The 15,016-nt window shown below is 73.8% G+C and carries 11 protein-coding genes and 1 riboswitch; of the genes, 10 read left to right on the top strand and 1 reads right to left on the bottom strand.

Going from position 1 to position 15,016, the window contains the following annotated elements; genetic code table 11:
* Positions 1-81 precede the first annotated feature (81 nt).
* A complete protein-coding gene (locus ACWGJ2_RS28080) occupies positions 82-741 on the bottom strand; it encodes a class II aldolase/adducin family protein (RefSeq protein ID WP_453349048.1) in 660 nt (219 codons plus the stop codon).
* A gap of 186 nt (positions 742-927) precedes the next feature.
* Between ACWGJ2_RS28080 and ACWGJ2_RS28075 the strand changes: the two genes are divergently transcribed.
* The 10 genes from ACWGJ2_RS28075 to ACWGJ2_RS28030 all read left to right on the top strand — a co-directional run bounded on the left by ACWGJ2_RS28075 (position 928) and on the right by ACWGJ2_RS28030 (position 14,976).
* The gene (locus tag ACWGJ2_RS28075; protein WP_453349047.1) at positions 928-1,728 is read left to right on the top strand and encodes a lysozyme; all 801 of its coding nucleotides are present in this window, start codon (positions 928-930) and stop codon (positions 1,726-1,728) included.
* 217 nt (positions 1,729-1,945) lie between these two features.
* A complete protein-coding gene (locus tag ACWGJ2_RS28070) occupies positions 1,946-3,367 on the top strand; it encodes an anion permease (RefSeq protein WP_453349046.1) in 1,422 nt (473 codons plus the stop codon).
* 47 nt (positions 3,368-3,414) lie between these two features.
* A complete protein-coding gene (locus tag ACWGJ2_RS28065) occupies positions 3,415-3,630 on the top strand; it encodes a hypothetical protein (RefSeq protein ID WP_453349045.1) in 216 nt (71 codons plus the stop codon).
* Between the two features lie 143 nt (positions 3,631-3,773).
* Positions 3,774-3,995, top strand: a riboswitch (cobalamin riboswitch).
* Between the two features lie 144 nt (positions 3,996-4,139).
* Complete coding sequence (locus ACWGJ2_RS28060) at positions 4,140-5,156, top strand: cobalamin biosynthesis protein (protein WP_453349044.1); 1,017 nt, start codon at positions 4,140-4,142, stop codon at positions 5,154-5,156.
* On the top strand, positions 5,153-6,790 hold the full coding sequence (locus ACWGJ2_RS28055; RefSeq protein WP_453349043.1) for a cobyric acid synthase: 1,638 nt from the start codon (positions 5,153-5,155) through the stop codon (positions 6,788-6,790). Before ACWGJ2_RS28060 ends, ACWGJ2_RS28055 begins: the two co-directional genes overlap by 4 nt.
* Positions 6,787-10,548: a cobaltochelatase subunit CobN gene (gene cobN, locus ACWGJ2_RS28050; RefSeq protein ID WP_453349042.1), complete on the top strand. Its 3,762-nt coding sequence runs from the start codon at positions 6,787-6,789 to the stop codon at positions 10,546-10,548. Before ACWGJ2_RS28055 ends, cobN begins: the two co-directional genes overlap by 4 nt.
* 73 nt (positions 10,549-10,621) lie before the next feature.
* Positions 10,622-12,772 (top strand): putative cobaltochelatase, encoded by a 2,151-nt coding sequence (locus ACWGJ2_RS28045; protein WP_453349041.1) that lies wholly within the window; start codon positions 10,622-10,624, stop codon positions 12,770-12,772.
* A complete protein-coding gene (gene cobO / locus ACWGJ2_RS28040) occupies positions 12,772-13,371 on the top strand; it encodes a cob(I)yrinic acid a,c-diamide adenosyltransferase (protein WP_453349040.1) in 600 nt (199 codons plus the stop codon). Before ACWGJ2_RS28045 ends, cobO begins: the two co-directional genes overlap by 1 nt.
* A gap of 58 nt (positions 13,372-13,429) precedes the next feature.
* Positions 13,430-14,800, top strand: coding sequence for a cobyrinate a,c-diamide synthase (locus ACWGJ2_RS28035; RefSeq protein WP_453349095.1), 1,371 nt, complete (start codon positions 13,430-13,432; stop codon positions 14,798-14,800).
* Positions 14,800-14,976 carry a hypothetical protein gene (locus ACWGJ2_RS28030; RefSeq protein WP_453349039.1) on the top strand — a complete coding sequence of 59 codons (177 nt, stop codon included), beginning with the start codon at positions 14,800-14,802 and terminating at the stop codon, positions 14,974-14,976. The genes ACWGJ2_RS28035 and ACWGJ2_RS28030 overlap by 1 nt, the downstream gene beginning before the upstream one ends.
* Positions 14,977-15,016: the final 40 nt, after the last annotated feature.

The raw sequence follows: 15,016 nt of genomic DNA, 5'->3' as shown, positions 1-15,016 counted from the left end.
TCGGCCGGGTGACCGGGCCCGGTCCGGCGGGCCCCCGGGCCGGGCGAGCCGCGCGGGCCGGGCCCGTCAGGCCGTGGCCCATCAGGCCGTGGGCTCGGCGCCCTCGGCACGCCGCTGCCCGTAGCCGCTGAGCTTGCGCGCCACGCGGTCCAGCTCGTCCCGGGGGATCAGGCTGGGCTCGCGCCCCGGCAGGGAGGAGGCCGTGAGCCAGACGCGGCACATCCACTCCAACTGCGCGGTGCGGTCGTACGCCTGCTCCAGGCTGTCGCCGTACACGACCGTGCCGTGGTTCTGGAGCAGGCAGCCGCTGCGGTCCTTCAGCGCCTCCACCATGTGCGCGGCCAGTTCGTCGCTGCCGTAGGTGGCGTACGGGGCGACGCGCACCGGGCCGCCGAGGGCCGCCGTCATGTAGTGGATCGCGGGCAGCTCGTCGACGAGCGTGGAGACGGCGGTGGCGTGCACGGCGTGGGTGTGCACGACGGCCCGCGCGTCCGTGTGCCGGTAGACGGCGAGGTGCATCGGCAGCTCGCTCGTGGGCCGCATGTCCCCGGCCGTGACCCGTCCCTCCAGGTCGACGGCGCACAGCTCGTCGGCACCGAGACGGTCGTACGGGACTCCGGTCGGGGTCACCAGCACCGTGTCGCCGACACGCACCGAGACATTGCCCGACGTGCCCACGACAAGACCGTCCTCAACCGTCCGACGGGCCGTTTCCACCAGCTGCTGCCAGGCGTTCTGCATATGCCGCACCTCCGGCGGGGCACTGTAGCGCGGACCGCTGAACGCCTCATCACACGTATGGGTTATGGGGATACTTCATGGCTTTGGCCGGAGAACGCCTATCTTCTCCACCACATCCCCTAATCTCGGGCGCCTTCCGCACCCGCTTCGGTGCACTTCGGTTTGCTTCCGCACCAGAGGAGAGAAATGGCCCCATCCCGCCGCCTTCCGCGACGGTCCCCGCTCCCCCTCCCCCTCTCCCTCCCCCACCCGCTCCCGCAGGGCCCCCGCGCCACCGGGACGGCGCGGTCGCTGGCCGTGGCCGCCGTCGCCCTCGCGCTCGCGGGCGGCGCGCTCGCCGCACCGGGGCCCGCCGGAGCCTCGGCCAAGCCCAAGGGGCACGACGTCTCCTCGCACCAGGGCACCGTGAACTGGGTGCGCGCGAAGGCGAACGGCGCGCGGTTCGTATACGTCAAGGCCACCGAGGGCACCCACTACAAGAACCCCTACTTCGCGCGGCAGTTCCGCGGCGCGCGCAAGGCGGGCATCCTGCACGGCACGTACCACTTCGCACGCGCCGACAAGTCCTCGGGCAAGCGCCAGGCGGCCTATTTCACGGCCAACGGCGGCACGTGGAAGCGCGACGGCTGGACACTGCCCCCCGCCGTGGACCTGGAGGCGGCGTACGGGAGCAGGTGCCACGGCCTGAGCAAGGCGCGGATGCGCGCGTGGATCCGCGCGTTCAGCGAGGAGACACGGCGGCGCACGGGCCGCTATCCGGCCATCTACACCTCCACCCGCTGGTGGAAGAGCTGCACGGGCAACAGCCGCGCGTTCGCGGCCCGGCATCCGCTGTGGCTGGCGGACTGGAGCAGGAGCGCGGGGCCGCTCCCGGCCGGATGGGGTACGCGTACCATCTGGCAGTACGCGAACAAGGGCAAGCTGCCGGGTGACCAGAATCTCTTCAACGGTTCGATGGCCCAGCTCAGACGCTACGCGCGCGGCTGACCAGCGCCCCTTCCCCTAAGTTTCCCCAAGGGGCCACCGGGGCCCCGGCGGTGATCTCAGAACACACGGGAGGGCGCGCGCAAGCGCCCCGGAAGCGCCGCTCACAACAGGCGTCAGGTAGTGACACTCCGACGCCTGCCGCAGTTCACCTTCCGTTCACCCGTGCTTCTTACGTTCACCGAGTCATCAACCTTCGAACTGATTGTGGCCTGGGTGAATGGAACACATCACGCTTCTCATCGGGATCGTGATCGTCACGGCCTTGGTGTTCGACTTTACGAACGGCTTCCACGACACGGCCAACGCCATGGCCACCACCATTTCCACGGGGGCTCTCAAGCCCAAGACCGCGGTGGCGATGTCGGCGGCCCTCAACCTCGTCGGCGCGTTCCTCTCGGTCGAGGTGGCCAAGACCATCTCGTCGGGAATCATTGACGAAGGCTCCGGTATCCGGCCCGAAGTGATCTTCGCGGGTCTCGTCGGCGCCATCATCTGGAACCTGCTGACCTGGCTGGCGGGCCTCCCCTCCAGCTCCTCCCACGCCCTGATGGGCGGCCTCATCGGCGCCACCGTCGCCTCCGTCGGCCTCGGGGCCGTCAACGCCGACGTCGTCGTGATGAAGGTCCTCATCCCGGCACTCGCGGCGCCGCTCGTCGCGGGCATCGCAGCGCTCGTCGCGACGCGGCTGACGTACCGGCTCGCCCGGCACGCCGACGAGGGCCAGACCGCCAAGGGCTACCGCGCGGGCCAGATCACCTCGGCCGCGCTCGTCTCCCTCGCGCACGGCACCAACGACGCGCAGAAGACCATGGGTGTGATCACGCTCGCGCTGATCACCGGCGGCGCCCTCGCGCCGAGCGCCGACCCGCCGGTGTGGGTCATCGCCGCCGCCGGCATCGCCATAGCGGCCGGTACGTACCTCGGCGGCTGGCGGATCATCCGCACCATGGGCAAGGGCATCACCGACATCCAGCCCCCGCAGGGCTTCGCGGCCCAGACCAGCGCGGCGGCCACCATCCTGGCCTCCTCGCACATCGGCTTCTCCCTCTCGACCACCCACGTCTGCTCCGGCGCCGTCATGGGCTCCGGGCTCGGCCGCAAGGGCGGCGTCGTGCGCTGGTCGACGGCGGGCCGGATGGTCACGGGCTGGGCACTGACCCTCCCCGCGGCCGGTCTCGTCGCCGCGGGTTCGGCCCTGCTGGCCGACCAGGGCGACTGGGGCGTGGCCACGGTCGCGGTCCTCGCGCTGGCGATCTGCCTCACCATCTGGGCGCTCTCGCGGCGCCAGCCGGTGGACCACACCAACGTGAACGACGTCCACGACGGCGCGACCCCCGCACCGGCCGACGGCTCCGGTGTTCCCGGCGTTCTCGGCGGCGCGGACGAGCCCGCCGGTGTCGTCACCGCGGCCATGCGCTCCGTCGCACCGCCTCCGGCCCCCGGCACGCCCGTCACCTCCGAGGCGGCGGCAGCGGCCCTGGGCGCGGACACGGCCGACGGGACCTCGTCCGACGAGACCGACGAGACCGCCTCCGAGCCCCGGCCCGAGCATGTGCCGTTCGCAGGAGCGGAGCCCACGCTTCCGGAGCCTCGCCCGCGCGCGGGCACCGCACGTCCCCGGTCCGGCGTCCCCTCCTAGAGGCCCCGGCACCCCACCCCGTCCAGGAAGTCAGAAGGAAGACCGCTATGAACATCGACTGGGCCGCTCTCGGCCAGGTCTTCGGCGTCAGCCTCGTGGCGACGGTCGGCCTGGTGGGCGTGTTCACGCTCGGCATCGTCGGCTCCTCGGCCCGCAAGGCGGACGGCACCGGCGCCCCGGCGCTCGCCCGCACCGGTGCCTACGCCTGCTTCGCGCTGTGCGCGGCGGCCGTGGCGTTCGGCATCTACCTCATCGCCGCCTAGCGACGACAGCGGACGACAGCGTCCGTCCGTCCGCACACGACGGCATCCTGACGAGGGGTACGAGCGGTTGCTCGTACCCCTCGTCCATGTGCGCCCGTGTGTCTCCTCACACTCTCCCGTCGCAGGTCAGGGCGAGTTGACGCCCTCTCGTGAACCGTGGTGGACTTCCCGTTGCCCAACGGCGGCAGGAGAGGAAGCCGGTGCGAATCCGGCGCGGTCCCGCCACTGTCACCGGGGAGCGCTCCCCAACCAGAAGGTCACGGCCCACGCGCACATGCGGGCTGGAAGGCCGGGGAGGGGGTCCGTACGACACCCCCTGAGCGCCGATCCGGGAGCCAGGAGACTCTCACCGCCGGTCACGTCGAGCCAGGGCGAGGACCCTGAGTGAGGACACCGCCATGCCCGGCTTCACCGCCAACCAACTCCTGGCCGCACGCCCTGACGTGGGCACGGCACGCCCGGTGCCCACCACGGCACCGGCCCTACGAGGCATGACGGCGCGCTGACGGATGCGGGCCCCACGCGCCCACGCCTGTGGCGCAGCCCTCGGATTCCTCGGCGACCTGCTGCTCGGTGACCCCCGGCGCGGCCACCCCGTGGCCGCCTTCGGGCGCGCCGCCGGTGCGGCCGAGCGCCGCCTGTGGCGCGACCGGCGCGACAGCGGCGCCGCCTACACGGCCCTGTGCGTCGCGGGCGCCGTCGCCGCTGCGACGGCGCTGACGCGCGCCGCGCGTGCGGCGGACCGCCGTACGAACAGCGCTGACACCGTGGCCCACGGCCCCGCGAGCGTCGCCCTCACCGCGGGCGTCACCTGGACCGTGCTCGGCGGCGCCGGGCTGGTCCGCGAGGCACGCGCCGTCGGCGCCGCACTGGAGGCGGGCGATCTGGCGGCGGCGCGGCGGCGGCTGCCCCATCTGTGCGGACGCGACCCCCAGGCGCTGGACGCCGACGGGATCGCGCGCGCCGTGGTCGAGTCCGTCGCCGAGAACACCTCGGACGCGGTCGTCGGCGCCCTCGTGTGGGGCGCGCTGGCCGGAGTGCCCGGGATGGCGGGCTTCCGCGCCGTCAACACGCTCGACGCGATGGTCGGCCACCGCTCCCCCCGCCATCTGCGCTTCGGCTGGGCTTCGGCCCGGCTCGACGATGTCGCGGGCTGGCCCGGTGCCCGGCTCACCGCCGTCCTCGCAGCGCTCGCGGGCCCGGACCCGCGCGGCGCGCTGCGCGCCTGGCGTACGGACGCGCACCGCCACCCGAGCCCCAACGCGGGCCCCGTGGAGGCCGCGTTCGCCGGTGCGCTGGGCGTGCGGCTGGGCGGAACGCTCTCCTACGGCGGGCGGACCGAGCACAGGCCCGTACTCAACTCGCCCGGACGCGCCGTGGAGACCGGTGACATCGCGCGCGCGGCGCGGCTGTCGCGTCGCGTCGGCGTGCTCGCGCTCGCGGTGACCGCGGCGGGGCGGCTCGCCGCCGGGGCTGCGCATTCCCGGTACTCCCGCGTGCGCGGGCCACGGAAGGGGACCTCATGAGCGGCACGGCCGACAGCGGCAACGGCAACGGCAGAAACGGCAACGGCGGCAACGCCGGACCGCGCCCGACCACCAGGGGCGGCGGCCTCCTCGTCGCGGGCACGACCTCCGACGCGGGCAAGAGCGTCGTCACCGCGGGCATCTGCCGCTGGCTGGCCCGCAAGGGCGTGAAGGTCGCCCCGTTCAAGGCCCAGAACATGTCGCTGAACTCCTTCGTCACCCGCGAGGGCGCCGAGATCGGCCGCGCCCAGGCCATGCAGGCCGCGGCGGCCAGGGTGGAGCCCAGCGCGCTGATGAACCCCGTACTGCTGAAGCCGGGCGGCGACCGCACCAGCCAGGTCGTGCTGCTGGGCAGGCCCGTGGGCGAACTCAGCGCACGCGGCTACCACGAGGGCCGCCAGGAGAAGCTGCTGGCCACGGTCACCGACTGCCTCGACGAGCTGCGCCGCACCCACGACGCCGTCATCTGCGAGGGCGCGGGCAGCCCCGCCGAGATCAACCTGCGGCGCAGCGACATCGTCAACATGGGCCTCGCCCGCGCCGGACGGCTGCCCGTCGTGGTCGTCGGCGACATCGACCGGGGCGGCGTCTTCGCGTCCTTCTTCGGCACGACGGCGCTGCTGGCCCCCGAGGACCAGGAACTCCTCGCGGGCTACCTCGTCAACAAGTTCCGCGGCGACGTGTCCCTGCTGGAGCCCGGTCTCGACATGCTGCGCCGCATCACGGGGCGGCGGTCCTTCGGGGTGCTGCCCTTCCGGCACGGTCTGGGCATCGACGAGGAGGACGGGCTGCGCGTGTCGCTGCGCGGCACCGTGCGCGAGTCCACCGTCGCGCCCCCGCACGGCACCGACGTGCTGCGGGTCGCGGTGCTGCCCGTGCCGCTGATGTCGAACTTCACCGACGTGGACGCGCTGGCCGCCGAGCCCGGCGTCGTCGTCCGCTTCACCGACAGACCGGAGGAGCTGGCCGACGCCGATCTCGTCGTCGTGCCCGGCACCCGCGGCACCGTGCGCGCGCTGGAGTGGCTGCGGGAGCGCGGCCTGGCGGAAGCGCTGGTGCGGCGCGCCGCCGAGGGGCGCCCCGTGCTGGGCATCTGCGGCGGCTACCAGTTGCTGGGCGAGCGCATCGAGGACGAGGTCGAGTCGCGGGCCGGGACCGTCGAGGGGCTGGGGCTGCTGCCCCTGCGGGTGCGGTTCGCTGCGGAGAAGACCCTCGCGCGGCCGAGCGGCACGGCGCTGGGCGAGCACGTCGAGGGATACGAGATCCATCACGGTGTGGCCGAGGTGCTGGGCGGGGACGCATTCTTCTCGGACCCCCTGGGCAACAGCCTGGACGGGTGCCGGGTGGGCGCCGTCGGGGGGACGCACTGGCACGGATCGCTGGAGAGCGACGGTTTCCGGCGTGCGCTGCTGCGCCGGGTCGCGGAGGAGGCGGGCCGCGACGGCTTCGTCCCCGCACCGGACACAAGCTTCGCCGCGCTGCGCGAGGAGCAGTTGGATCGCCTCGGCGATCTGATCGAGGAACACGCCGATACGGACGCGCTGCTGCGGCTGATCGAGTCGGGCCCGCCCAAGGGCCTGCCGTTCATCGCCCCGGGAGCGCCCGACGCTGGAGACGCGGGAGTACGCGCATGAGCACTGCGGACGCCAAGGACGCCAAGGGCACCGAGGAAACCGAGGACACCGAGGGCGCTGTGGACACCAGGAGCACCGAGGACGCGCGGGGCGCGGAGGACGCCCCGGGCACCGTCCTGCTGCTGTCCACCTCCGACACGGACCTGCTCGCCGCCCGCGCCTCGGCCGCCGGATACCGGATCGCCAACCCCACCCGGGTGGACGCCGCCGAGGACCTGCCGGGGCTCCTGGAGGGCGCCGACGTCGCGGTCGTACGGCTGCTCGGCGGGAAGCGGGCCTGGGAGGACGGGCTCGCGGCGCTGAAGGCGTCCGGGGTGCCGACCGTGCTGCTGGGCGGCGAGTCCGTGCCGGACGCGGAGCTGATGGCCGAGTCCAGCGTCCCGGCCGGACTGGTCGCGGAGGCGCTGAAGTACCTGGTCGAAGGCGGCCCGGAGAACCTGACGCAGCTCGCGCGGTTCCTCTCCGACACGGTGCTGATGAGCGGCGAGGGGTTTGAACCGCCCGCCGCCATGCCGCAGTACGGGGTGCACGGCTCGTACGTGCCGGAGCCGGGGCGTCCCACGGTGGGCGTGCTCTTCTACCGGGCGCACGAGATGTCCGGCAACACCGCATTCGTCGAGACGCTGTGCGACGCCATCGAGGCACGCGGCGTCAACGCGCTGCCCGTCTACTGCGGTTCGCTGCGCGGCGCCGACCAGGGGCTCTACGACCTGCTCGGCCAGACCGACGCGATCGTCGCCACCGTGCTCGCCTCCGGCGGCACCCGGGCCAGCGACGCGTCCGCCGGGGGCGACGACGAGGCGTGGGACATCGGCGCGCTGGCCGAGCTGGACGTGCCGCTGATCCAGGGCATGTGCCTGACCGGCTCGCGCAAGGCGTGGTCCGAGTCGGACGCGGCGCTCTCGCCGATGGACGCGGCCATGCAGGTCGCGATCCCCGAGTTCGACGGACGGATCATCAGCGTCCCCTTCTCCTTCAAGGAGGACGGGCCCGACGGGGTGCCGGTCTACACCGCCGACCCGGAGCGTGCGGCGCGCGTCGCGGGCATCGCCGCACGGCACGCCGCGCTGCGGCACAAGCCGAACGCCGAGAAGAGGATCGCCCTCGTCTTCACCGCGTACCCGACGAAGCACTCGCGCGTCGGCAACGCCGTCGGTCTTGACACTCCCGCCTCCGCCGTGAAGGTCCTCGACGCGCTGCGCGAGGCCGGTTACGGCGTCTCCGGCTACCCCGACAACGGCGACGAGCTGATCCACCGCCTCATCGCGGCGGGCGGCCACGACGTGGAGTGGCTGACCGAGGAGCAGTTGGCCGCCGCGCCCGCGCGTGTCCCGCTCGCCGACTACCGGCAGTGGTTCGCCTCGCTGGACCCGGAGCTGCGCGACAGCATGACCGAGGCGTGGGGCGAGCCGCCCGGCGAGCTGTACGTGGACGGCGAGGACATCGTGCTCGCCTCGCTCCGGTTCGGGAACGTCGTGGTCATGATCCAGCCGCCGCGCGGCTTCGGCGAGAACCCGATCGCGATCTACCACGACCCGGACATGGCGCCCTCGCACCACTACATGGCCGCCTACCGGTGGATGGAGCACACCTTCGGCGCCGACGCCGTGGTGCACATGGGCAAGCACGGCACCATGGAGTGGCTGCCGGGCAAGGGCCTGGGCATGTCCGCCTCCTGCGCGCCCGACGCGGTGCTGGGCGACCTGCCGCTGATCTACCCCTTCATCGTCAACGACCCGGGCGAGGGCACCCAGGCCAAGCGGCGCGGCCACGCGACCGTCGTGGACCACCTGGTGCCGCCGATGGCCCGCGCCGACTCCTACGGCGACCTGGCCAAGCTGGAGCAGTTGCTCGACGAGTACGCGCTCGTCTCCGACCTGGACCCGGACAAGGCGCCGGCCGTGCGCAGCCAGATCTGGACGCTGGTGCGGGCCGCCGAACTGCACCACGACCTGCACGTGGACGAGCAGCCGGGCGAGGACGAGTTCGACGACTTCGTCATGCACATCGACGGCTGGCTGTGCGAGATCAAGGACGTGCAGATCCGCGACGGGCTGCACATCCTGGGCGGAGGCCCCGAGGGCGAGCCCCGCGTCAACCTGGCGCTGGCCGTGCTGCGTTCCGCGCAGGTGTGGGGCGGCGTCGGCGGGGCCCTGCCGGGCCTGCGGGCCGCGCTCGCCGAGCACTTCGGGCTGACGGAGTCCGAGCTGCTGGCCGAGCCGGGCGCGCGGATCGCGGTGCCCCAGGCGCTGACGGCGCTGGCCGAGGGCCCGGCCCGTACGGCCTCGGACGCCGTCGATCTGCTGGAGCGGCTGGCGCGCGATCTGGCCGAGGCGATGGAGGCCCGCGGCTGGGAGACCGAGGCAGCGGCGCCCGTGGTGGCCTCGGTGCTGGGCGTGGAACTCGCGGACGCGGTGCGGGTGCTGGAGTTCGCGGCCGAGGAGCTGGTGCCCCGGCTGGAGCGTACGACCGACGAGATCGGCAACGTGCTGCACGCGCTGGAGGGCGGCTACGTCCCCGCCGGGCCCTCGGGCTCGCCGACGCGCGGCCTGGTCAACGTGCTGCCGACGGGTCGCAACTTCTACTCCGTCGACCCCAAGGCCATCCCCTCGCGGCTGTCCTGGGACGTGGGCTCGGCGCTGGCCGAGTCGCTGGTGAAGCGGCACCTGGACGACAACGGCAGCTACCCGAAGTCCGTCGGGCTCACCGTGTGGGGCACGGCCTGCATGCGTACGCAGGGCGACGACATCGCGGAGATCCTCGCCCTGCTGGGCTGCCGCCCGGTGTGGGACGACGCGTCGCGGCGCGTGACGGGCTTCGAGGTGATGCCGCTGGCGGAGCTGGGGCGGCCCCGTATCGACGTGACGGTGCGCATCTCGGGCTTCTTCCGTGACGCGTTCCCGCACGTGGTGGGGCTCGTGGACGACGCGGTGCGCGCGGTGGCCGAGCTGGACGAGAGCCCCGAGGACAACTACGTACGGGCGCACGCCGACGAGGACACCGCCGAGCACGGCGACCGGCGGCGCGCGACGGCCCGCATCTTCGGCTCGAAGCCGGGCGCGTACGGCGCGGGCCTGCTGCCCCTGATCGACGCGCGCAACTGGCGCTCGGACGCGGACCTCGCCGAGGTCTACGCGGTGTGGGGCGGCTACGCGTACGGGCGCGGTCTGGACGGGCGCGCGGCGCGGGGCGACATGGAGGCGGCGTTCCGGCGCATCCAGGTGGCGGCGAAAAATGTCGACACCAGGGAGCACGACATCCACGACGCCGACGACTACTTCCAGTACCACGGCGGCATGGTCGCCATGGTCCGCCATCTGACGGGCGACTCCCCCGAGGCGTACATCGGCGACTCGGCCGTCCCCGACCAGGTCAAGACACGCACCCTGGGCGAGGAGACGCACCGCGTCTTCCGCGCCCGTGTCGTCAACCCGCGCTGGATGGCGGCGATGAGGCGGCACGGCTACAAGGGCGCCTTCGAGATGGCCGCGACCGTCGACTACCTCTTCGGGTACGACGCGACGGCGGGCGTCGTGGACGACTGGATGTACGAGAAGCTCGCGTCCGAGTACGTCTTCGACGAGACCAACCGCGACTTCATGAAGAAGTCCAACCCCTGGGCGCTGCGCGGCATCAGCGAGCGGCTGCTGGAGGCCGCCGAGCGCGGCCTGTGGGAGGAGCCGGACCGGCGGACGCTGGAGCGGCTGCGCGAGACGTACCTGGAGCTGGAAGGCGACCTGGAGGGGGACGGCGAGTGAGCGCCCCCGCAACCCCCGAACCCTCCCCGCGCGCCCCGCACGCCTTCCGTTCACCCGAAGGAGGAACAGCCGCATGAGTGCCCCTTTCCCGTTCACCGCCCTCGTCGGCCAGGACGATCTACGGCTCGGCCTGCTGCTCAACGCCGTCTCGCCCTCCATCGGCGGCGTGCTCGTGCGCGGCGAGAAGGGGACCGCGAAGTCGACGGCGGTGCGGGCGCTGGCCGCGCTGCTCCCCCGGCTCGACGTGGTGCCCGGCTGCCGCTTCTCCTGCGACCCGGCCGCGCCCGACCCCCGGTGCCCCGACGGGCCGCACGAGCCGGGCACCGGCGCCGTGCGCGCCGGTGAGCTGGTGGAGCTGCCCGTCGGCGCCTCCGAGGACCGGCTCGTCGGATCGCTGGACATCGAGCGGGCGCTGGCCGAAGGGGTCAAGGCGTTCGAGCCGGGGCTCCTCGCCAAGGCGCACCGGGGCATCCTCTACGTCGACGAGGTCAACCTCCTCCAGGACTTCCTCATCGACTCGCTCCTGGACGCCGCCGCCATGGGCGTCAACCACATCGAGCGGGAGGGCGTGTCCGTGCGGCACGCCTCCAGGTTCCTTCTCGTCGGCACGATGAACCCCGAGGAGGGCGAGCTGCGCCCGCAGCTCCTGGACAGGTTCGGGCTGACGGTGGAGGTCACGGCGTCGCGGGAGACCGACGAGCGCGTGGAGGTCGTACGGCGGCGCCTCGCCTACGACGACGCGCCCGAGGAGTTCGCCGCGCGCTGGGCCGACGAGGAGCGGGCGCTGCGCGAGCGGATCGTCGCGGCACGCGCGCTGCTGCCGAAGGTGCGGCTCGGGGACGCGGCACTGCGCCAGATCGCGGCGACGTGCGCGGCGTTCGAGGTCGACGGGATGCGCGCCGACATCGTCATGTCGCGCACCGCGACGGCGCTGGCCGCGTGGGCGGGACGCACGGACGTCATGGCCGAGGACGTGCGGCAGGCGGCGCTCCTGGCGCTGCCGCACCGCAAGCGGCGCAACCCGTTCGACTCGCCCGACCTGGACGAGGACAAGCTCGACGAGACACTGCGCCGGCACAGCGGCGAGGACGACGACCCGGACCCGGACGGGCCCGACGGCGGTCCCGGCGGGCAGCCCCCCGAGGGCGAGCCGCCCCAGGACCCGCCCGGCGACTCCTCGGGCGCCGACGTGCCCGAGCAGCGGGACCAGGAGCCGGAACCGGGTCAGGAGCAGCCGGACCAGGAGCGCCCCGAGCCGCAGCCGTCCCGCTCGGACGCGCGCCCCGACGAGGACCCCCGCGACGAGGAGGCGCAGGACACCGAGGGCGGCCACGCCAAGGAGAAGGCACCGGCGGCGGCGACCGAGCCGTTCAAGGCGCGCACCCTCTCGGTGCCCGGACTCGGCGAGGGCGCGCAGGGCCGCCGCTCGCGGGCCCGTACACCGCACGGCCGCACCACGGGAGCCCGCCGCCCCAGCGGCACGCTCGGCAAGCTGCACCTGTCCGCGACGATGCACGCGGCGGCGCCGCACCAGCGGGCGCGGGGGCGCAGCGGGCGCGGTCTCGTCGTGCGCCGCGACGATCTGCGCGAGGCGGTGCGCGAGGGGCGCGAGGGCAACCTCGTGCTGTTCGTGGTGGACGCTTCGGGCTCGATGGCGGCGCGGCAGCGGATGAGCGCGGTGAAGGGCGCGGTGCTGTCGCTGCTGCTGGACGCCTATCAGCGGCGCGACAAGGTCGGGCTGATCTCGTTCCGTCGCAGCGAGGCCGAACTGGCCCTGCCGCCCACCTCGTCGGTGGACACGGCCGCAGCGCGTCTTGAGTCACTGCCGACGGGCGGGCGCACCCCGCTCGCGGCGGGGCTGCTGCGGGCGCACGAGGTGCTGCGCGTCGAGCGGCTGCGCGATCCGTCGCGGCGTCCGCTGCTGGTCACGGTCACGGACGGCAGGGCGACGGGCGGCCCGGAGCCGGTGGCACGCGCGCACCGGGCGGCGCGGCTGCTGGCCGGGGAGGGCACGGCCTCGGTGGTCGTGGACTGCGAGTCGGGTCCGGTGCGTCTTGGCCTCGCGGGCGCGCTGGCGCGGGAGCTGGGCGGCCCGGCCGTCACGCTGGACGAGCTGCGCGCCGACGCGGTGACCGACCTCGTCCGCGCGGTGCGGGGCACGCACACGGGCAAGGGCACGGGAGCGAACAGGGGCGCCAACACGGGCACACGGAGGGCCGCGTAATGCCGAAGGGACAGCCGAGCGTCGTACCGGACGACGGGCTGACGACACGTCAGCGCCGCAACAGGCCGCTGGTCGCCGTGCACACGGGCATCGGCAAGGGCAAGTCGACGGCGGCCTTCGGGCTGGCGCTGCGGGCCTGGAATCAGGGCTGGCCGATCGGGGTCTTCCAGTTCGTGAAGTCCGCGAAGTGGAAGGTCGGCGAGGAGCGGGCGCTGCGCGTGCTGGGCGCGAGCGGCGAGGGCGGCACCGTCGCCTGGCACAAGATGGGCGAGGGCTGGTCGTGGATCCAGCGCGACGGCGAGATGAGCAGCGAGGACGCGGCGCGCGAGGGCTGGGAGCAGGTCAAGCGGGACCTGGCGGCCGAGACGTACCGCATGTACGTGCTCGACGAGTTCGCGTACCCCATGCACTGGGGCTGGGTGGACACCGACGAGGTGGTCGCGGCGCTGCGCGAGCGCCCAGGCAACCAGCACGTGGTCATCACGGGCCGCAACGCGCCGCAGGCGCTGGTGGACGCCGCCGATCTGGTCACGGACATGTCGAAGGTCAAGCACCCGATGGACGCGGGGCAGAAGGGCCAGCGGGGCATCGAATGGTGAACATGGCCACCGGGTCGCGCTCGCGCGGCGCGCGCACGGGGGTGGGCGCGGCGTGACCGTGTCCATCCCCCGGCTCGTCGTCGCCGCGCCGTCCTCCGGGAGCGGCAAGACCACGGTGGCGACGGGCCTGATGGCGGCGTTCTCCGGGCGCGGTCTCGCCGTGTCCCCGCACAAGGTGGGCCCCGACTACATCGACCCCGGCTACCACGCGCTGGCGACGGGCCGCCCTGGCCGCAACCTCGACGCGTACCTGAGCGGTACCGAGCTGATCGGGCCGCTGTTCGCGCACGGCGCGGCGGGCACGGAGCTGGCGGTGGTCGAGGGCGTGATGGGCCTCTACGACGGTGCGGGCGGCGAGGGCGAACTCGCCTCGACGGCGCAGGTGGCGAAGCTGCTGCGGGCCCCGGTCGTGCTGGTCGTGGACGCCTCGTCGCAGTCCCGCTCGGTGGCGGCGCTGGTGCACGGCTTCGCCTCGTGGGATCCGGAGGTGCGGGTCGCGGGCGTCATCCTGAACAAGGTCGCCTCCGACCGCCACGAGGAGCTGCTGCGCGAGGCGCTGGACACGTCGGGTGTGCCGGTGCTGGGTGTGCTGCGGCGCGTCGGTGCCGTGCGGACGCCGAGCCGTCACCTGGGGCTCGTGCCGGTCGCCGAGCGCGCCGACGAGGCCGTCGAGGCGGTGGCCGCGCTCGCGGAACGGGTGCGCGAGGGGGTCGATCTCGACGCGCTGCTGGCGCTGGCACGGAGCGCGCCGCCGCTGGACTGCGCGCCGTGGGACCCGGCGGGGGCGGGGCTTGGAGCGGGCGACGGTCCGGCCGCCGCGACCGGTGCCGGTGACCGGCCCGTGGTGGCCGTCGCGGGAGGTGCCGCGTTCACCTTCTCGTACGCCGAACACGCCGAACTGCTGCGTGCGGCGGGCGCCGAGGTCGTCACCTTCGACCCGCTGCGCGACGAGACGCTGCCCGAGGGCACCCGCGGCCTCGTCATCGGCGGCGGGTTCCCGGAGGTGTACGCGCCGGAGCTGTCGGCGAACGAGCTGCTGCGCAAGGAGGTCGCCTCGCTCGCCGCCTCGGGCGCGCCCGTCGCGGCCGAGTGCGCCGGGCTGCTGTATCTGGCGCGGGAGCTGGACGGTGCGCCGATGTGCGGGGTGCTGGACGCGAGCGCGCGGATGACGGAGCGGCTGACCCTCGGCTACCGCCAGGCCGTCGCCGTGACCGACAGCGCGCTCGCCCCGGCCGGACTCCGCGTCGCCGGGCACGAGTTCCACCGCACCGCACTGGAGCCCGGCACCGGCACGGCCCCCGCCTGGGGCCTGACGACTCCGACGCACCGCGCCGAGGGCTTCGCGCAGAGCGGCGTGCACGCCTCCTACCTCCACGTCCACTGGGCCGCCACTCCCGAACTCGCCCACCGATTCGTGAGGAGCTGCTGATGCCGGAGCAACCGACACCCGGCCACCGCCAGGCCGCCACCGCAACCGCAACCGGCACAGCGCCCACCCGACACCGCACCAAAGGCTTCGCGCAGGGCAGCGTGCACGCCTCCTCCCCGCACGTCCACTGGGCCGCCACTCCCGAACTCGCCCACCGATTCGTGAGGAGCTGCTGATGCCGGAGCGGATGCCGGATCCGGTGCCGGTGGCCGGTGC

The sequence above is a fragment of the Streptomyces sp. NPDC054796 genome (assembly GCF_053611545.1).
The sequence above is the reverse complement of the archived record's forward strand: the minus strand, read 5'-3'. Positions and strand labels throughout refer to the sequence as shown.

Bases quoted from the DNA above. Each gene is read 5' to 3' on its own strand.
- cobN (WP_453349042.1), top strand. From the start codon at position 6,787: ATGAGCACTGCGGACGCCAAGGACGCCAAGGGCACCGAGGAAACCGAG.
- ACWGJ2_RS28045 (WP_453349041.1), top strand. From the start codon at position 10,622: ATGAGTGCCCCTTTCCCGTTCACCGCCCTCGTCGGCCAGGACGATCTA.
- ACWGJ2_RS28065 (WP_453349045.1), top strand. From the start codon at position 3,415: ATGAACATCGACTGGGCCGCTCTCGGCCAGGTCTTCGGCGTCAGCCTC.
- cobO (WP_453349040.1), top strand. From the start codon at position 12,772: ATGCCGAAGGGACAGCCGAGCGTCGTACCGGACGACGGGCTGACGACA.
- ACWGJ2_RS28070 (WP_453349046.1), top strand. From the start codon at position 1,946: ATGGAACACATCACGCTTCTCATCGGGATCGTGATCGTCACGGCCTTG.
- ACWGJ2_RS28055 (WP_453349043.1), top strand. From the start codon at position 5,153: ATGAGCGGCACGGCCGACAGCGGCAACGGCAACGGCAGAAACGGCAAC.
- ACWGJ2_RS28075 (WP_453349047.1), top strand. From the start codon at position 928: ATGGCCCCATCCCGCCGCCTTCCGCGACGGTCCCCGCTCCCCCTCCCC.
- ACWGJ2_RS28060 (WP_453349044.1), top strand. From the start codon at position 4,140: ATGCGGGCCCCACGCGCCCACGCCTGTGGCGCAGCCCTCGGATTCCTC.
- ACWGJ2_RS28080 (WP_453349048.1), bottom strand. From the start codon at position 741: ATGCAGAACGCCTGGCAGCAGCTGGTGGAAACGGCCCGTCGGACGGTT.
- ACWGJ2_RS28030 (WP_453349039.1), top strand. From the start codon at position 14,800: ATGCCGGAGCAACCGACACCCGGCCACCGCCAGGCCGCCACCGCAACC.